This is a genomic window from Actinoallomurus bryophytorum (genome assembly GCF_006716425.1).
In the GTDB taxonomy this organism is placed as follows: Bacteria; Actinomycetota; Actinomycetes; order Streptosporangiales; family Streptosporangiaceae; genus Actinoallomurus; species Actinoallomurus bryophytorum.
In genome coordinates this window covers 1096332-1115012 of record NZ_VFOZ01000001.1, presented here as the reverse complement: position 1 = coordinate 1115012, position 18681 = coordinate 1096332, and the positions used below count along the sequence as shown (strand labels likewise).

Annotated in this window: 12 protein-coding genes, 1 tRNA gene and 3 rRNA genes; 11 read left to right on the top strand and 5 right to left on the bottom strand. The window is 65.3% G+C overall.

The window, feature by feature from the left end; genetic code table 11:
- Positions 1-21 precede the first annotated feature (21 nt).
- From FB559_RS05270 to FB559_RS05255, 4 genes are all read left to right on the top strand, one after another.
- Positions 22-1107 (top strand): NAD-dependent epimerase/dehydratase family protein, encoded by a 1086-nt coding sequence (locus tag FB559_RS05270; RefSeq protein WP_141953876.1) that lies wholly within the window; start codon positions 22-24, stop codon positions 1105-1107.
- A 145-nt stretch (positions 1108-1252) separates the two neighbouring features.
- Positions 1253-1675 (top strand): molybdenum cofactor biosynthesis protein MoaE, encoded by a 423-nt coding sequence (locus tag FB559_RS05265; protein ID WP_141953874.1) that lies wholly within the window; start codon positions 1253-1255, stop codon positions 1673-1675.
- A gap of 59 nt (positions 1676-1734) precedes the next feature.
- Complete coding sequence (locus FB559_RS05260) at positions 1735-1926, top strand: hypothetical protein (protein WP_141953872.1); 192 nt, start codon at positions 1735-1737, stop codon at positions 1924-1926.
- 10 nt (positions 1927-1936) lie between these two features.
- The gene (locus FB559_RS05255; RefSeq protein WP_141953870.1) at positions 1937-2992 is read left to right on the top strand and encodes a YlbL family protein; all 1056 of its coding nucleotides are present in this window, start codon (positions 1937-1939) and stop codon (positions 2990-2992) included.
- Positions 2993-2999: 7 nt separating this feature from the next.
- Here FB559_RS05255 and FB559_RS05250 read toward each other — a convergent pair whose 3' ends face one another.
- On the bottom strand, positions 3000-3500 hold the full coding sequence (locus FB559_RS05250; RefSeq protein WP_141953868.1) for a PPA1309 family protein: 501 nt from the start codon (positions 3498-3500) through the stop codon (positions 3000-3002).
- Between the two features lie 118 nt (positions 3501-3618).
- On the opposite strand from FB559_RS05250, the gene FB559_RS05245 reads away from it, so the two are divergent.
- From FB559_RS05245 to rrf, 5 genes are all read left to right on the top strand, one after another.
- Entirely contained in the window at positions 3619-6537 is a 2919-nt protein-coding gene (locus FB559_RS05245; RefSeq protein ID WP_141953866.1) for a UPF0182 family membrane protein, read from the top strand.
- A 55-nt stretch (positions 6538-6592) separates the two neighbouring features.
- Positions 6593-6669: transfer RNA gene (locus FB559_RS05240), tRNA-Met, on the top strand.
- A 1722-nt stretch (positions 6670-8391) separates the two neighbouring features.
- Positions 8392-9906 (top strand): 16S ribosomal RNA (locus FB559_RS05235).
- Between the two features lie 478 nt (positions 9907-10384).
- Positions 10385-13531 (top strand): 23S ribosomal RNA (locus FB559_RS05230).
- Between the two features lie 102 nt (positions 13532-13633).
- A 5S ribosomal RNA gene (gene rrf / locus FB559_RS05225) occupies positions 13634-13750 on the top strand.
- The 16S, 23S and 5S rRNA genes sit together here, the layout of an rRNA operon.
- Before the next feature lie 283 nt (positions 13751-14033).
- On the opposite strand, the gene FB559_RS05220 is transcribed toward rrf, so the two are convergent.
- Entirely contained in the window at positions 14034-14363 is a 330-nt protein-coding gene (locus FB559_RS05220) for a YnfA family protein (protein ID WP_141953864.1), read from the bottom strand.
- 144 nt (positions 14364-14507) lie between these two features.
- Here FB559_RS05220 and FB559_RS05215 point away from each other — a divergent pair, with 144 nt between their 5' ends.
- A complete protein-coding gene (locus FB559_RS05215; protein ID WP_246121361.1) occupies positions 14508-14696 on the top strand; it encodes a DUF397 domain-containing protein in 189 nt (62 codons plus the stop codon).
- Between the two features lie 497 nt (positions 14697-15193).
- On the opposite strand, the gene FB559_RS05210 is transcribed toward FB559_RS05215, so the two are convergent.
- Complete coding sequence (locus FB559_RS05210; RefSeq protein WP_141953860.1) at positions 15194-16144, bottom strand: sulfotransferase family protein; 951 nt, start codon at positions 16142-16144, stop codon at positions 15194-15196.
- Positions 16145-16488: 344 nt separating this feature from the next.
- On the opposite strand from FB559_RS05210, the gene FB559_RS05205 reads away from it, so the two are divergent.
- The gene (locus FB559_RS05205) at positions 16489-17514 is read left to right on the top strand and encodes an MFS transporter (RefSeq protein ID WP_221639891.1); all 1026 of its coding nucleotides are present in this window, start codon (positions 16489-16491) and stop codon (positions 17512-17514) included.
- A gap of 54 nt (positions 17515-17568) precedes the next feature.
- Here the strand turns inward: FB559_RS05205 and FB559_RS05200 are convergent, their stop codons facing one another.
- Together FB559_RS05200 and hisN are read right to left on the bottom strand one after the other, a co-directional pair.
- A complete protein-coding gene (locus tag FB559_RS05200) occupies positions 17569-17754 on the bottom strand; it encodes a hypothetical protein (protein ID WP_246121360.1) in 186 nt (61 codons plus the stop codon).
- Between the two features lie 93 nt (positions 17755-17847).
- Positions 17848-18648 (bottom strand): histidinol-phosphatase, encoded by an 801-nt coding sequence (gene hisN / locus FB559_RS05195; protein ID WP_141953856.1) that lies wholly within the window; start codon positions 18646-18648, stop codon positions 17848-17850.
- Positions 18649-18681 lie beyond the last annotated feature (33 nt).

Genomic DNA, 18681 nt, shown 5'->3' with positions numbered 1-18681 from the left:
CGATAGGAGGGCTCGCTCGACTTGAGTACACGACAGGTTCGCCCACGGCGTAGCGCCGGCCCGGTCATCGCCGTCACGGGGGCGGCTGATGGCATCGGGCGCGCCCTGGTCGCACGGCTGGCCGGCTCGGCGGACATCAAGAAGGTCATCGCGCTGGACGACCATCGGGGCGACGTGCCCGGTGTCACCTGGCGGGTCGTCGACATCCGCGACCCCCAGCTCGCTCAGCGCATCTCCGACGTCGACGCGATCGTCCATCTCGACGTCGACCAGTCACCGGAGACGGGCCACCGGGAGCGCCGCGCGTACAACGTCCGTGGCGCGCAGACCGTGGTCACCGCCGCGGCGGCCGTACGGGTCCGGCGGGTGATCCTCGTCACGAGCGCGATGGTGTACGGGGCGCAGGAGAGCAACCCGGTGCCCCTTCCGGAGGACGCGCCGCTGTCCGCCGAGTTCGACGACGGCATCGTCGGTGACTTCCTGGAGATCGAAGAACTCGCCGCGATGGCTCCGGTGGCGCATCCGGGCATGACCGTCACGGTCCTGCGCCCGGCGGCGCTGGTCGGACCGGGCATCGACACGGTCGTCACCCGCCACTTCGAGGCACCACGCCTGCTCACGGTCAAGGGCTGCGCGCAGCGCTGGCAGTTCTGCCACGTCGACGATCTGGTCACCGCGCTCGAGCTCGCCGTCTCCGGTGAGGTCACCGGCACGCTCGCGGTGGGCTGCGAAGGCTGGCTCGAACCCGAGGAGGTCGAGGAGATCACCGGGCGCCGTCGTTTCGAGCTGCCCGCCGCGATCACCTTCGGCACCGCGCAGCGCCTGCACCGCATCGGGGTCACGCCGGCACCGGCCACCGACCTGCACTACGTGGTCTATCCGTGGGTCGCCGACTGCGCCACGCTGCGTACGGCCGGGTGGAAACCCTCACGTGACAACGCCGAGGCGCTGAACGCGCTGCTCGAGGAGGTCGCGGGCCGCCACGCGCTCGTCGGACGCCGGCTGGCGCGCAAGGAGGCCACGATGGCCACGGCCGCCGGTGCGACGGTCGCCGTCATCGGTACCGCCGCGATCGTACGGAGGGCACGCCGCAAGCGCCGAGGCTGAATCCGGATCATTTCCGGCTGCTCGCCGATGCGACCGCTGAGACCCGTGTGACGTCGCAGTCGCGGGTGTTTTCGCCTGCGGATGGTCGCATGGGCGATATCGGGCGCGGCATAAGAGACATGAGCGGCGAGGTAGCGTTCGTTTGATGAACGTGATCCGGCTCGTGGAGCTTCGTGACACGCCGCTGTCCGTCGACGAGGTGCTGGCCGCCGTCGCCGACTCGGGCGCCGGCGGCACCGCGATGTTCATCGGGACCGTACGCGACGAAGATCATCGGCGTGCGGTGACCGGGCTGGGCTACTCGGCGCACCCCCAGGCCACCGACCAGCTGCGCGTCGTGATGGAGAAGATCGTCGCGGACCACGACGTACGCGCGATCGCCGCCGTGCACCGGGTCGGCGATCTCGAAGTCGGTGATCTTGCCGTGGTCGTGGCCGTGGCCTGCCCGCACCGCGACCAGGCGTTCGCGGCGTGTCGCAGGCTGATCGACGAACTCAAGGCCGAGGTACCGATCTGGAAACACCAGGTCTTTGCCGATGGCGGAAGCGAGTGGGTAGGGATCGGGTGATTTGTCGCGTCCAATGCTGGTTAAGTTAAAGGTGACCGGTATTGGGGAGGTGGCGCGGCATGTCAGTCCTGGCGTGGTGGGTCATCCCTGTGACCGTCGCATTGCTCGTGGGTGCGGTCATTCGTACGTGGGGCCGCCGGCCGCGGTTCCGGCGCTCTTTCGAAGAGGTTGAGTACTTCAAGAGCTTCCTGAACGCGCTCGAACGACACAGCGTCGAGAGGGCCGAACGGGGTGACCACACGACCGCGTAGGCTGCCGGGCATGTCCCGTCGTGCTGCCACACTGGTTTTCGCGAGCGTGCTCATTCTTGTGCTCGGGGTGATCGGTGCCTTCATTCCCGTGCCGTATGTCGCACTGCGTCCCGGCCCCACCACCGACACGCTCGGGCAGCTCGGCAAGGCGCCGCTCATCCAGATCACCGGCGCCAAGACCTACCCCGTCAACGGGCATCTCAACTTCGTGACCGTCGCCTACCAGGGCGGCCCGGGCAACCGGATCGACCTGTTCACCGCGCTGCGCGGCTGGCTCGACCCGGACGTCGCGATCGTGCCCGAAGAGGCGATCTTCCCCAAAAACGTCTCGACCAAGAAGGTCGAGCAGGAGAACACCGAGGAGATGGCCTCCTCACAGGAGGCCGCGACCGCGGCCGCGCTGCACGAGCTGCACATGCCGACGCCCACGACCGTGGTCGTGGACTCCGTCCAGCAGGGACTGCCCGCCTACGGAAAGCTGCGCTCCGGCGACGAGATCGTGGCCGTCGACGGCAAGAAGATCAAGCAGACGCCCGAGGTCAGCGCCGTGATCAGCGCGCACAAGCCGGGCGACACGGTGAAGTTCACGGTCCGGCGCGGAGGCAAGGAGTCCCCGGTCGAGGTGGGCACCATCGCCTCCACGGACAAGACCACCGCGGGAAAACCCGTGGTCGGCGTGGTCCTGCGGGAGAAGTTCGACTTCCCGGTCACCGTGAAGATCAGCGTCGGCGACGTGGGCGGGCCGAGCGCCGGGCTGATGTTCTCGCTCGGCATCTACGACAAGCTGACCCCTCAGACCATCACCGGCGGCAAGTTCATCGCCGGTACGGGCACGATCACCCCCGAGGGTCAGGTCGGCCCGATCGGCGGCATCCAGCAGAAGATGGTCGCCGCACGCGACGCCGGCGCCACGATCTTCCTCACGCCCACGCAGAACTGCGCCGACGCCGTCGCCTCCGACCCGAAGGGGCTGCGGCTCGTACGGGTGGACACCATGCACGGTGCGCTGGACGCGCTGAACGCCCTGCGCACCGGCCAGGGCGCCGTGCCCGCCTGCCCGAAGTGAGCCGGGGTCAGGCGAACGTGGAGGCCAGCGTCTCGGCGAGCGCCGGGACCAGCTCGGGGCCCGAGAGCACCTGATCGTCGCTGTCGTGGCCGCGCAGCCGCATCGCCGAGTGCCGGTCGCCGTCGCGAAGCACCCCCACGACGAGCCGTACGTCCTCACGGCCCGGGTGCCCACCCGCCCAGCCGACGGGATCCTCCTCGGGAATGTGCTCCTCGGCCCCTTCGGGCAGCAGGATGCGTTCGACGACGAGCACGCAGCCCGCGACCTGCTCGGGCCATTCGATGCCGCCGAGGACTTCGTCGATCGGTTTTCCCGCCGGCAGCTCGGGCTGTTCGAGCGCGGCGAGCCGGCCCGTAGCGTTCGGCACACCGAGACGTCGCGCGAGTTCCGGCTCGTTCTCGTGCAGCTCGATGGCCTCGACCAGGGCGTAGAGCCGCGGCGCGGCATCCCACCCGACGCTCGAGGCGTGGCGCTCGAGCTCGAGAACGAGGTCTTCCAGTCGGCTCATCCGTCTATTTTTTCACCCTCCGCACGGGTGATTTCGCCGTAGGTGGCCGGTCGTGTACGGGAACCCTGGGTTGCCTCGGTAAGTTGCTTTCACAGACACCCGGCGAAGGGGGAAGGCTGTGACCTTCCGGAGCCCAGGCTTTGGCGGCCGCATCAACGTGGGCCGATCACGGCTCCTGCTACCCGTGATAGTGATCCTTGTGATCCTCGTCGCGGTGTTTCTCGCGTTCACCGCGATCTGGACCGACGTCCTGTGGTATCGATCCGTCGGTTTCTCCTCGGTCTACACCAAGCAGATCACCACCCGTGTCCTGCTCTTCTTCGCGGCCGGCCTGATCATGGTCGCCCTCCTGGGCGCCAACATGGTCACCGCCTACCGCCTGCGGCCCGGGTACCGGCCCTCATCGGTCGAGCAGCAGGGCCTCGACCGCTACCGGGCCGTCGTCGACCCGCACCGGCGGCTGATCACCATCGGGCTCCTGAGCCTGGTCGGCCTGCTCACGGCCTCGGCGGCCGCGGGTCAGTGGCGCGTCTGGCTGGCGTTCCTCAACCGGCAGAAGTTCGGCGTCAAGGACCCGCAGTTCCACAAGGACATCTCGTTCTTCGTCTTCACCTACCCGCTGCTGCGGGTGGTGCTCGGCTTCCTGTTCACCGCGGTGATCCTGACCTTCCTCGCGTCGCTGGTCGTGCACTACCTGTACGGCGGCGTCCGGGTGCAGGGGCCGGGGCAGAAGGTCAGCCCGGGTGCCCGCGCGCACCTTTCGGTGCTGTTCGGGGTGTTCGTGCTGCTCAAGGCCGTGGCGTACTGGTTCGACCGGTGGGGTCTGGCGCACTCCGAACGCGGCGTGGTCACCGGCCCGTCCTACACCGACGTCAACGTCGTGCTGCCGGCCAAGACCATCCTCGCCGCCATCGCGCTCATCTGCGCGCTGATGTTCTTCGCCACGCTCTTCCGGCCGGGTGCGATGCTGCCCGGCATGGCGTTCGGCCTGCTCGTCCTGTCGGCCATCCTGATCGGCGGGGTCTTCCCCCTGCTGATCCAGACGTTCCACGTCAAGCCGAACGAGGCCGACAAAGAATCCAAGTACATCGGCCGCAACATCGCGGCCACCAGACAGGCGTACGACGTGGGCGGCACGAAGGTCACCGACTACCTGCCCAACACCAAGCTGTCCCCGGCGCAGGCCAAGCAGGAGACCTCCACCCTCCCCAACGTGCGCCTGCTCGACCCCGCCGTGGTGTCGCCGACGTACCAGCAGCTGCAGCAGATCAAGGGCTTCTACAAGTTCCCGAACCCGCTCGACATCGACCGGTACCCCAACCCCGCGGACAACAACGCGCTCAAGGACACCGTCGTCGCCGTGCGTGAGATCGACGGGCCACCGTCCGGCCAGGCGAACTGGATCAACAGCCATCTGGTCTACACCCACGGCTACGGCTTCGTGGCGGCCCCCGGCAACCAGGTCGACTCCCAGGGCGCGCCGGACTTCACCGAGAAGAACATCCCGCCGACGGGTGCGCTCGGCATCACCGAGCCACGCATCTACTTCGGTGAGCGCTCCCCGTCGTACTCGATCGTCGGCGGGGCCGGCAACCGCGAGCTGGACTATCCCGACGACAAGAGCCCCACGGGACAGCACAACAGCTCGTACGCGGGCAAGGGCGGCGTACCGATCGGATCGCTGTTCAACCGGACGCTCTACGCGTTGCGCTTCAAGGAGAAGAACCTCCTGCTGTCCGGCGCGATCAACCCCGACTCGCGGATCCTGTACAACCGCACCCCGCGCGAACGCGTACAGAAGGCCGCGCCCTGGCTCAAGGTCGACGGCAACCCGTACCCCGCCGTCGTGGACGGCCGGATCAAGTGGATCGTCGACGGCTACACGACCACCCCGGACTATCCCTACTCCGAACGCACCAGCCTCGCCGACGCCACGAAGGACACCAACACCGAAAGCCGCGTCTCGGTGGCGGCCCAGTCCGGCGACCGCGTCAACTACATCCGCAACTCGGTGAAGGCGACCGTGGACGCGTACGACGGCACTGTGAGCCTCTACGCGTGGGACCCGACGGATCCGATCCTCAAGACGTGGATGAAGGCGTTCCCGGGCACCGTGCAGCCGCGTACGGCCATCCCTGCCAGTCTGCTGGCGCACCTGCGCTACCCCGAGGACCTTTTCAAGGTGCAGCGCCAGATCCTCGCCCGCTACCACGTGGAGACCCCGCAGGCCTTCTACGGCGGCCAGGACTTCTGGCAGATCCCCAACGACCCCACGAGCGAGGGCACGGTCGAGCCGCCGTACTACCTGAGCGTCAAGATGCCCGACCAGACCACGGCGGGCTTCTCCCTGACCTCGACGTTCGTGCCCAAGGGCAAGGTCACCAACCTGACGGCGTTCATGGCCGTCGACAGCGTGCCGACGAGCCCGACGTACGGTCAGATCCGTATCCTCCAGGTACCGCGTAGCCAGGTGACTCCAGGGCCTGAACAGGTCCAGAACACCTTCGAGAACAATCCGACGGTCTCCCAGCAGCTCACGCTGTTGCGGGGGCCCGGCTCGAGGACGGTGAGCGGCAACCTACTGACACTGCCGTTCGGTGGAGGCTTCTTGTACGTCGAACCCGTCTATCTCCAGGCCAACGCCGGGGGAGGGTCCTACCCGCTGCTGAAACGCGTCCTCGTGTCGTACGGGAACGACATCGGGTTCGGAGCGACCCTGGAAGACGCACTCAACCAGGTCCTCAAGGGCGGAGGCGTCACGACGCCGACCGGTCCACCACTGCAGTCGAGCGAGGACGTACAGGCGGCGATCGACGCCGCCAACAAGGCGTACAGCGACGCGCAGAACGCTCTGGCCAAGAGCGACTGGACGGCGTACGGGGAGGCGCAGAAGCAGCTCAAGTCCGCGCTCGACCAGCTGGCGAAGCTGCGCAACCAGGGCAAGTCCGCGCCGGCCACCCCGACGCCGGTGCCGAGCGGTTCACCCACGCCACCGGCCACGCCGGCACCGACACCGACACCGAAACCGAGTGGCTAGCCGTATCGATTTGCATAGCGGGAGCGGGTGCCCATAGAGTTAGGGCACACCGCAACGCGGGGTGGAGCAGTTCGGTAGCTCGCTGGGCTCATAACCCAGAGGTCGTAGGTTCAAATCCTACCCCCGCTACCAAGACAAGGCCCGGAGGATTTCCTCCGGGCCTTTTGCTTATGTGCTGGTGTCTTTGCTGCTTTGGCTTCGGTTCGATCTTTCGCGGTTTCCTTTGGCGTCATCTCTGCCGCGGGACTTCGCGATGCGGGGGAGCCGCGTCTCGGTGGGGGGCGTTCGACCGACGTTCGGCAACAAGCTCGTTCACGAGTCCGTCTGAGGCCTTCCGCAGCGCGACGGGGTTGTGTCACCTGGGCCTGTCGTCGGCTGGCGGGGCCGCTGCGCATTCCGTCTGCGTCGTCCGTCTGCGTCGGCTTCCACTTCTGTCGTTCTTCGGTAGGTGACGCCTTCCCGTGAACGTTGAGCCGTATCGGCTTCACGCGCGTGGGTGGGATCGACTACACCGCACACGCAAGTAGCGCCACCGGAAGTGTCGGCTGCACGCGCGGTGGGATCACTCGCAGCGGGATCACTCCGGCGAGCGCATCTCACCGACCGCCACTCGAGCCGGCGTCGTGCCCGCCATCAGCTCGGTATCTGTGCCGACCGGGAGCCCCCAGCCGCAACCCTCGCCGATGAACGGCCGCCGTCCAGGCGGTCGTCCCCGCACATCGCCGGGACCTCGTGTGCCGGGACCTCGTGTGCCGGGACCTCGTGTGCCGGGACCTCGTGTGCCGGGACCTCGTGTGCCGGGACCTCGTGTGCCGGGACCTCGTGTGCCGGGACCTCGTGTGCCGGGACCTCGTGTGCCGGGACCTCGTGTGCCGGGACCTCGTGTGCCGGGACCTCGTGTGCCGGGACCTCGTGTGCCGGGACCTCGTGTGCCGGGACGGGACCTCGTGTGCCGGGACCTCGTGTGCCGGGACCTCGTGTGCCGGGACCTCGTGTGCCGGGACCTCGTGTGCCGGGACCTCGTGTGCCGGGACCTCGTGTGCCGGGACCTCGTGTGCCGGGACCTCGTGTGCCGGGACCTCGTGTGCCGGGACCTCGTGTGCCGGGACCTCGTGTGCCGGGACCTCGTGTGCCGGGACCTCGTGTGCCGGGAGCCCGTCGCCGAATGACAGCGGGTGTGTTCCGGGCCGGCCGGAACAATGGCGACATTTTGTCGCTCGTGCTCTTAACTACCGCCCGCCGTGGTGTCGGTGTCCAGGCCCGCGCGTGGACCATCTTCAGCTCGGTGACCAGGCTCGGATACGGGTGTGGCCAACGAGGAAGCAGGGGATGGCGGGGCCGATTTGACCAAGGTCCGCGATCTACGTAATGTTCTCTTCGCCCCAAGGGAAACGGGACGCCGGAAGGCGCCCGAGACTGGCGGGGAACCAACACCTGGCGGAGAGTTCCGGAGCAAAGCACCGGATCGAACCGGTAAGGTGAGGGTCTCCCCGATAGACGGGATGCAGGACGCCTCGCGGTGGCCGGCCCGGATGGGGACTCTTCAGCGGGTAGGTTGATCTTCGGGATCTTTGCGGGTTCTGGGGTTGACTTGGTGGCTGGGGATGGTAAGTTAGATGGGTTGCCCCGGAGAGGGTCCGGTTGGATCTTTGATGGTGTGTGTCCGTTTCTTGAGAACTCAACAGTGTGCTAAAAGCCAGTGCCTTTAGGTCCTCGACCGAGGCGGCTGGGTGGGTCCCTTTGCGGGCTTGTCTGGTTGTTTTGGTTTTGGATTTCTTTGGCAAGATATGATTCTTGCCAGGATTTTTTCGGTTTGGTTTGGCAGCTGCCCGGTGGGTGGTTGTCGTTGTGACCTTAACGGAGAGTTTGATCCTGGCTCAGGACGAACGCTGGCGGCGTGCTTAACACATGCAAGTCGAGCGGAAAGGCCCTTCGGGGTACTCGAGCGGCGAACGGGTGAGTAACACGTGAGTAACCTGCCCTTGGCTCTGGGATAAGCCCGGGAAACTGGGTCTAATACCGGATATGACCATTGGATGCATGTCTGATGGTGGAAAGTTTTTCGGCTGGGGATGGACTCGCGGTCTATCAGCTTGTTGGTGGGGTAACGGCCTACCAAGGCGACGACGGATAGCCGGCCTGAGAGGGTGACCGGCCACACTGGGACTGAGACACGGCCCAGACTCCTACGGGAGGCAGCAGTGGGGAATATTGCGCAATGGGCGAAAGCCTGACGCAGCGACGCCGCGTGGGGGATGAAGGCCTTCGGGTTGTAAACCTCTTTCACCACCGACGAAGCTAACGTGACGGTAGGTGGGGAAGAAGCGCCGGCTAACTACGTGCCAGCAGCCGCGGTAATACGTAGGGCGCAAGCGTTGTCCGGAATTATTGGGCGTAAAGAGCTCGTAGGCGGTCTGTCACGTCTGCCGTGAAAACCCGAGGCTTAACCTCGTGGCTTGCGGTGGATACGGGCAGACTAGAGGTAGGTAGGGGAGAACGGAATTCCCGGTGTAGCGGTGAAATGCGCAGATATCGGGAGGAACACCGGTGGCGAAGGCGGTTCTCTGGGCCTTACCTGACGCTGAGGAGCGAAAGCATGGGGAGCGAACAGGATTAGATACCCTGGTAGTCCATGCCGTAAACGTTGGGCGCTAGGTGTGGGGTCCTTCCACGGATTCCGTGCCGTAGCTAACGCATTAAGCGCCCCGCCTGGGGAGTACGGCCGCAAGGCTAAAACTCAAAGGAATTGACGGGGGCCCGCACAAGCGGCGGAGCATGTTGCTTAATTCGACGCAACGCGAAGAACCTTACCAAGGTTTGACATCACCGGAAAACTCGCAGAGATGCGGGGTCCTTTTGGGCCGGTGACAGGTGGTGCATGGCTGTCGTCAGCTCGTGTCGTGAGATGTTGGGTTAAGTCCCGCAACGAGCGCAACCCTCGTTCCATGTTGCCAGCACGTAATGGTGGGGACTCATGGGAGACTGCCGGGGTCAACTCGGAGGAAGGTGGGGATGACGTCAAGTCATCATGCCCCTTATGTCTTGGGCTGCAAACATGCTACAATGGCCGGTACAAAGGGCTGCGAGACCGTGAGGTGGAGCGAATCCCGGAAAGCCGGTCTCAGTTCGGATTGGGGTCTGCAACTCGACCCCATGAAGTCGGAGTCGCTAGTAATCGCAGATCAGCAACGCTGCGGTGAATACGTTCCCGGGCCTTGTACACACCGCCCGTCACGTCACGAAAGTCGGCAACACCCGAAGCCGGTGGCCCAACCCTTGTGGGGGGAGCCGTCGAAGGTGGGGCCGGCGATTGGGACGAAGTCGTAACAAGGTAGCCGTACCGGAAGGTGCGGCTGGATCACCTCCTTTCTAAGGAGCACCTGGCCACACACACTCGAGGGTTCTCGGGGTGTGGGGTCCATGACTCATGCTGCGGGCGAATGTTCTGCGGGTGGGTTGCTCATTAGTGGAGCACTGGCTATTCGATTCTCATTGGTTGATCCCAGACGCGAGTACTGCCTCTACTCTTCGGAGCGGGGGTTCAGGAAACCCGTCGGACGGATGGGTCGGGGAGGGTCGAGCACACTGTTGGGTCCTGAGGAAACGGACACCAGGATTTGTTCTGGTGTTGGTTGTCTTCAGGTCGCCTTTGAGCCTGTCCTGCCACGGTTGGTGGGGTGGGTTTGGGCGTGCGGGCCGGTCTTGCCGTCATACCGCATCCATGGCTTCTTCCCTTGTGTGTTGTCTGTGGGGTGGGGGGTTTTGGGTGGTTTGGTGGTGGTGTGGGTTGGTGTCCGTTCGTGTTTTGAGAACTGCATAGTGAACGCGAGCATCTTGTAACTTTTGTGTTCAAGTTTTTAAGGGCACACGGTGGATGCCTTGGCATCAGGAGCCGATGAAGGACGTGGGAGCCTGCGATATGCCCCGGGGAGTTGGCAACCGAGCGTTGATCCGGGGGTTTCCGAATGGGGTAACCCAGCACCCGTCATGGGGTGTTGCCGCCGTCTGAATTGATAGGGCGGTTGGTGGTAACGCGGGGAAGTGAAACATCTCAGTACCCGCAGGAAGAGAAAACAACAGTGATTCCCTGAGTAGTGGTGAGCGAAAGGGGATGAGGCTAAACCATGCGCGTGTGATAGCCGGCGGGCGTTGCGTGTGTGGGGTTGTGGGAGCATCTGTATCTGGTCCGCCTGGCCGGATGTGAAGTTATAAAACGGTTGGGTAACCGAACGGCCTGGAATGGTCGACCGTAGTCGGTGATAGTCCGGTAGGTTAAACCTTTCCGTCTTCATATGGTGTTTCCCGAGTAGCACGGGGCCCGTGAAATCTCGTGTGAATCTGCCAGGACCACCTGGTAAGCCTAAATACTCCCTGATGACCGATAGCGGACTAGTACCGTGAGGGAAAGGTGAAAAGCACCCCGGTGAGGGGGCGTGAAATAGTACCTGAAACCGTGTGCCTACAAGCCGTCAGAGCGTTAACACCCTTTCGGGGGTGTTGTGATGTGATGGCGTGCCTTTTGAAGAATGAGCCTGCGAGTTATGGTGTGTGGCGAGGTTAACCCGTGTGGGGGAGCCGTAGCGAAAGCGAGTCTGAATAGGGCGTTTTTAGTCGCATGCTGTAGACCCGAAGCGGAGTGATCTACCCATGGGCAGGTTGAAGCGCGGGTAAGACCGTGTGGAGGACCGAACCCACCAGGGTTGAAAACCTGGGGGATGACCTGTGGGTAGGGGTGAAAGGCCAATCAAACTCCGTGATAGCTGGTTCTCCCCGAAATGCATTTAGGTGCAGCGTCACGTGTTTCTTGCCGGAGGTAGAGCTACTGGATGGCCTAGGGGGCCTACAAGCTTACTGAAGTCAGCCAAACTCCGAATGCCGGTAAGTGAGAGCGTGGCAGTGAGACTGCGGGCGATAAGGTTCGTAGTCGAGAGGGAAACAGCCCAGATCATCGGCTAAGGCCCCTAAGCGTGTGCTAAGTGGTAAAGGATGTGGAGTTGCCGTGACAACCAGGAGGTTGGCTTAGAAGCAGCCACCCTTGAAAGAGTGCGTAATAGCTCACTGGTCAAGTGATTCCGCGCCGACAATGTAGCGGGGCTCAAGCACACCGCCGAAGCCGTGGCACTCCAACACGTCCCTAGTGAGGGTTTTCGGATCCTTGTTCAGGGGTTGGGGTGGGTAGGGGAGCGTCGTGTGGGCGGTGAAGCGGCGGCGTGAGCCAGCCGTGGAGGCCACACGAGTGAGAATGCAGGCATGAGTAGCGAATGAGGGGTGAGAAACCCCTCCGCCGGATGACCAAGGGTTCCTGGGGCAGGCTAATCCGCCCAGGGTAAGTCGGGACCTAAGGCGAGGCCGAGAGGCGTAGTCGATGGACAACGGGTTGATATTCCCGTACCCGCTGACACGCGCCCATGCTGAACCCACTGACACTAACGCCGCAAGCTCACCTTGTAACCTTCGGGTTGTTTGGTGGGGGAGCTGCGGACCTGAGGTGGTAGTAGGCAAGTGATGAGGTGACGCAGGAGGGTAGCTCAACCCAGGCGATGGTTGTTCCTGGGGTAAGCATGTAGCCCGGTGTGTAGGCAAATCCGCACACCATTAAGGGTGAGATGTGATGCCGAGCCGATTTAGGTGAAGTGAGTGATCCCATGCTGCCGAGAAAAGCCTCTAGCGATGTGTGTCGGCGGCCCGTACCCCAAACCGACTCAGGTGGTCAGGTAGAGAATACCAAGGCGATCGGGTGAACTGTGGTTAAGGAACTCGGCAAATTGCCCCCGTAACTTTGGGAGAAGGGGGGCCCCTGCTGGTGACCAGACTAGCTCTGTGGAGCTGGTGGGGGTCGCAGATACCAGGGGGAAGCGACTGTTTACTAAAAACACAGGTCCGTGCGAAGTCGTAAGACGCTGTATACGGACTGACGCCTGCCCGGTGCTGGAACGTTAAGGGGACCGGTTAATCCGCTTCGGCGGGTGAAGCTGAGAACCTAAGCGCCAGTAAACGGCGGTGGTAACTATAACCATCCTAAGGTAGCGAAATTCCTTGTCGGGTAAGTTCCGACCTGCACGAATGGCGTAACGACTTCCCCACTGTCTCAACCACAGGCCCGGTGAAATTGCACTACGAGTAAAGATGCTCGTTACGCGCAGCAGGACGGAAAGACCCCGGGACCTTCACTACAGCTTGGCATTGGCGTTTGGAGCGTCTTGTGTAGGATAGGTGGGAGACTATGAAGCTCATACGCCAGTATGGGTGGAGTCATTGGTGAAATACCACTCTGGTCGTTTCGAGCGTCTAACCCGCACCCGTGAATCCGGGTGGGGGACAGTGCCTGGTGGGTAGTTTAACTGGGGCGGTTGCCTCCCAAAATGTAACGGAGGCGCCCAAAGGTTCCCTCAGCCTGGTTGGCAATCAGGTGTTGAGTGCAAGGGCACAAGGGAGCTTGACTGTGAGACAGACATGTCGAGCAGGTGCGAAAGCAGGGCCTAGTGATCCGGCACCGACGTGTGGAAGTGGTGTCGCTCAACGGCTAAAAGGTACCCCGGGGATAACAGGCTGATCTTGCCCAAGAGTCCATATCGACGGCAAGGTTTGGCACCTCGATGTCGGCTCGTCGCATCCTGGGGCTGGAGTAGGTCCCAAGGGTTGGGCTGTTCGCCCATTAAAGCGGCACGCGAGCTGGGTTTAGAACGTCGCGAGACAGTTCGGTCCCTATCCGCTGTGCGCGCAGGAGACTTGCGAGGGTCTGTCCCTAGTACGAGAGGACCGGGACGGACGAACCTCTGGTGTGCCAGTTGTACCGCCAGGTGCATGGCTGGTTGGCTACGTTCGGTCGGGATAACCGCTGAAAGCATCTAAGCGGGAAGCCTTCCTCAAGATGAGGTCTCCCAACCTACGGGTTGTAAGGCCCCCAGCTAGACGACTGGGTTGATAGGCCAGAAATGGACGCACCGCAAGGTGTGGAGTTGACTGGTACTAATAGGCCGAGCGGCTTGAACACACACAACAGACTTAACTGCTGTGCTCTATGTTCGCGTTCACTATGCGGTTCCCGGGACACGACCGGGAACCACTCACCGGAGTCGTGCTCCTGTTCAGGCGTTTCGGTGGTCATAGCGGTGGGGAAACACCCGGTCCCATTCCGAACCCGGAAGTTAAGCCCTCCAGCGCCGATGGTACTGCACCGGGGACGGTGTGGGAGAGTAGGACACCGCCGGACATAAACATATAAGAAAGAGCGGACAGAACCCCCCGGGGTCCTGTCCGCTCTTTCCATTAAATAGGCCCCTTTCCCCACCTCAGTGGGGGGAGGGGCCTATTTGCATTTACTGGGACAAACGCCGAGGTAAACCATCCGGGCTCGCGAGTACGCGGAGGACCGCGCAACGTCCGCCGGCGGTCCGGCTTGGGCTGGTGGTGTCCCATGGCACGCGGGGAGTGCTCAGGCGGGCGGGCGGTGCGGTCAGGGCTGATGGTGGCCCCAAGAGGCAGTGGGCGGTTGGTCAGCGGGGGGCGTACATGATGATGGTGACGCCCAGGAGGCAGCAGAGGGCGCCGAGTACATCGAAGCGATCCGGGTGGAACTTGTCGACGACCATTCCCCATACGAGGGAGCCTGCGACGAAGACCCCTCCATAGGCCGCGAGAATGCGCCCGAAGTGGGGGTCCGGCTGAAATGTGGCGACAAATCCGTACGCCCCCAGGGCGGCAATGCCGGCTCCGATAAAGAGTACTCCGCGGTGTTCGCGGAGGCCTTGCCAGATCAGCCACGCGCCGCCGATCTCGGCGATTGCGGCTAGTAGGAAGAGGGCGGCCGAGCGCAAGGTGGTCATGGAGGCATTGTGGCGCCAGATGCCACCAGGACAGCACAACAACCCGCTCCAGCGGGCCGTCCCTGCTACCGTTTACCATGTTAAACCTGTGGGACGGGCGGCCCGTCTCACCAGTGAATCCTCATCGTAGAACAGAGGTGCGCGGTGTCCGAGGCTGCCGACGAGGGCCGGAGCGAGCGCCTCATTGCGGTTCGCGACAGCAAGGACCCCGAGGGCCCCAAGCTGTTCTTCACCGTGAGCGCATGGCGCGATTTCCTCGACCGTATCAAGGCGGGCAAGCACGAGCTGCCCGAAGAGATGCGCGGGGAACTCGACGAGCGTTTCGTGCTCTGAACATCCCACCCCCTGAGCAGGGCACGGCCCACTCAGCGGGGACATCCGGGCGGGGAGACCCCGCGACCTGATCACAACCCACCACGATGGGCAGGAACGGCCGACGCCGTTGCTGACGTAAGGGCTGCCAACATGGGCTGGCAGGTCCAGGGAACGTGACCCCAGCCAGTGCCGTTGGCGAAGCACGCCCGTGAAGTGTCGGTAATACCCCAGCGGGTCTGCGGCATTGTCCGACGGCGCATACACGGGGGCCGCGACGATGCCCAGCCGCTCTCGGGCATTACCGGCGGCGGCGCGCACGCGAGGGCCACGCAACGGATTCGAGGTTCGGGGACGACGCTCCGGAGAGCGGACGGGGATGGCGCGCAGACCCCAGGGAATGGCACGTCACGCGACAGGAACGGGCTCGTGGTCGCGCATCCGTGCGACACGCGGGTCAGGGTCCATCAGACGCCTCCAGTAACGCCCAAACCCGATGCCACCAGCCTTGACGCCGCTCAGGCCTCGCCGCCGCCGTTGAGGCAGGACGCCACGGATTGGGGCTCGGCGGCGCGCAGGCGAAGGTCCAGCATGGCTCGTTTGCGGGCCGCCAGGCGGCGGTGTGTGGTCACCGTGGCGTACCGGGCCAGGTGGCGTGCTGACGGGCGGGACGCCGGCGACGGCTCGTACCCGTACGCCAGCAGGCGGTCGGTCATCACCGCCTCGCAGAGCTCCAGCTCCCAGCGTTCCAGCCGCCGGCTCCCCGGCACCTCGGCGTGCCACCGCTTCCACTCAGGCGTCCCCCGCGGCATCACCATCGACGGCGCGTACTCCTCACCGAGGAACGCGCACAGCCGCCGGAGCTCGTCCTCCGGATCGCCGGCCAGCCGCTCGTACTGGATCTCCATGTACGCATCGGACGGCAGGCGGGCCGCGGCGGCCTGACCCGCGTCGATGGCCTGGGTCCACGTGGCGATCGCGTGGTAGACGCCCATGCGCCACCACGGTGCGCGTTTCAGCTCGGCGACGCAGTCTCGTCCGTCCCGTACCAGGTGCACGATCTGTGCGTCCGGGAACATCCGCAGCAGCGCGTCGATGTGCTGCACGTATCCCGGCCGCTTGTCCCCCCAGCGCGGCTTGCCCAGCCGTCGTGCGTACGCGCGCAGTGCTATCTCCAAGGCCGACCCCAGCGTCGGAGGGCCGGCGACGATCTCGTCGGCGATCGTGCGGGGGTCCAGGCCCAGCCCGCTGAAACGCGTGCCGGCGCCGGCCACGATCCACTCGGCCAGGGCCTGCCGGTTCGGGAGCCGGCGCAGATCCCCGTACGCGCCGCGGTGTTCGTACGCGTCCAGCAGGAGGCGGGTCTCCGGGGGGATCGCGATGCGGGGATGGGCGCGCAGCATGAGGCGCAGCAGTGTCGTGCCCGAGCGCGGGCAGCCGAGTACGAAGATCGGCCGATCCGTGGCCACGAGTGATCACCCCCCTTGACGGGCAATCCTCCTGGGCACGCAACCCGAGCGTACGGCCGTGGCGGGGCTTGGGTGTTTCCGGCCCGAACGCGACATAGTCGCGAGGGGGAAAACCCGGTCGACCCGCCGGAAGCGCTGCGGTTAGGGTCATTCGGCTGTGAGGTCCGCGCTACGGCCACTCGCCGCGTCCAGGTTCCGCATGCTGTTCTTTGGGCGATCGGTGTCCTTCCTTGGCAACGCGATGGCGCCGATCGCGCTCGCGTTCGCGGTACTCGATCTGACCGGGTCCGCCGGCGACCTGGGCGTCGTGCTGGCCGCGCGCAGCCTGCCCATGGCCGCCCTGTTTGCTGCTCGGCGGTGTCTGGGGCGATCGGCTGCCACGGCACGTACTCCTCGTCGTCTTCTCACTGGCCGCCGCGGTCACCCAGGCGGTCGCGGCGGCGCTGCTGATCAGTGGTGCCGCGCACATCTGGCAGCTGGCGCTCCTGGAGGCGGTGAACGGGATGACGGCGGCCTTCCTGGGCCCCGCGTCCATCGGCGCGGTACCGCAGACGATCCCGCCGCACCTCACCCAGCCCGCCAACGCGCTGCTTCGCCTCGCCACGAACGTCGCGACGATGGTCGGCGCCGGCCTGGCCGGTGCGGTCGTGGCCGGCTTCGGCGCCGGCTGGGGCATCGCCCTCGACGCCGCGACGTTCGCCGTCGCCGCGGTGTTCTTCGGCCGGCTCGCGCTCCCGCGGAGCGGGCTCCCGCCGACGGGAGTACTGCGCGAACTCCGCGCGGGCTGGCAGGAGTTCCGCTCTCGTACGTGGCTGTGGGTGATCGTGGTGCAGTTCGCGTTCGTGAACGCGGCGTTCGCCGGCGGCTTCGGGGTGCTCGGCCCGCTGGTGGCCGTGCGCGACCTGGGCGGCGCCGCGACCTGGGGCCTCGTGGTGGCGGCCGAGTCGGCGGGCCTCATCGCCGGCGGGGTGCTCGCGCTGTGGCATCGCCCGCGCAGGCCCCTGCTGATCGCGATGTACGGGGTGCTGGCCGGGGTGCCGTTGCTCCTCACCTTGGCCGTCATGGCGCCCGTGCCCGTCGTCTGCGCGACGGCCTTCGCCGCCGGGATCGGGTTCGAGACCTTCGGCGTGCAGTGGGACACCACCGTGCAGCACCACGTGCCCGCCGAGGCGCTGTCGCGGGTGTACGCCTACGACGCGCTTGGCTCGCTCGTCTTCAACCCGGTCGGGCAGGGACTGGCGGGGCCGGCGATGGTGGCCTTCGGGCTCGGCGGCGCGATCGGGCTCAGCGCGGCGGTGATCCTGGTGGCCACGCTGGCCGTCCTGCCGGTACGTGACGTACGGACGCTGCCTCGCCACGTACCCGCATGATCCGGCGGGCCTGAAGCCTGCGCGGACAGGACCGCGCCCTGCCCGCGCGTGCTCTCAGCCGAGGCGCTTGCGCCGCTGGCCGCGCAGACGCCGCCGCTGTGACGGGTCGAGCATGAGGTATCCGGCCGCGGGCACGCCCACGAGCAGGAGGACGCCCAGTAGCTTGACCCAGCCGGGCAGCAGGATGAAGGCGATAAGCGCGACGATGACCCCGACGACGATGTATCCGGTGCGTCCCACGATCTTCTCCGTTCCGTGGACTCCGTAAAGGAGAACGAGCGGGCACGAGCCCGCTGTTCCTCAGATCACAAGATATATCGTGTTCGGCTCACATCAGACGGCGTGGCTCGGCTCGCTGCCGAGTTTCTCGAGTACGGCGGCGTGCAGCAGCCCGTTGGTGCAGACGACGCTGCCACCGTCGGCGCGCGGGACGCCGGACAGGTCGGTGAAGACCCCGCCCGCCTCCTCGACGATGACCTGGACGGCCGCGACGTCCCACAGGGACACGTCGGGCTCGGCCGCGACGTCCACGACACCCTCGGCGACCATCACGTGGGACCAGAAGTCGCCGAACGCGCGGGTGCGCCAGACCGAACGGGTGAGGTCGAGGAAGCCGTCCAGGCGTTGCTGCTCCTCCCAGCCGGTCAGGCTGGAGAAGGAGAACGACGCGTCCTGGAGGTCGGTGACGCCCGAGACCCGGCAGCGGGTGGCCTTGGCGAGGCTGCGCCCGGTCCAGGAACCGCCGCCTCGTGCCGCCCACCAGCGGCGGTTGAGGGCCGGCGCGGACACGAGGCCGACCACCGGGTCGTCGCCCTCCATCAGCGCGATCAAGGTCGCCCAGATGGGTACGCCGCGCATGTAGTTCTTCGTGGCGTCGATCGGGTCGATCACCCAGCAGCGGGGGCCGTAGCCGGTGCGGCCGAACTCCTCGCCGTGCACCGCGTCGCGCGGCCGTGTTCGCTTCAGCGTGTTGCGCAGGGTCTCCTCGACCCTGCGGTCGGCGTCGGTTACCGGGGTGAGGTCGGGTTTCGTCTCGACCGTCAGGTCGAGCGCACGAAACCGGCGCGTGGCGACATCGTCGGCCGCGTCCGCCATGACGTGTGCAAGGCGTAGGTCATCCGAATAGTCCGCCACGGCGTGCAACGCTATCGCGACAGAGGCGTGCAC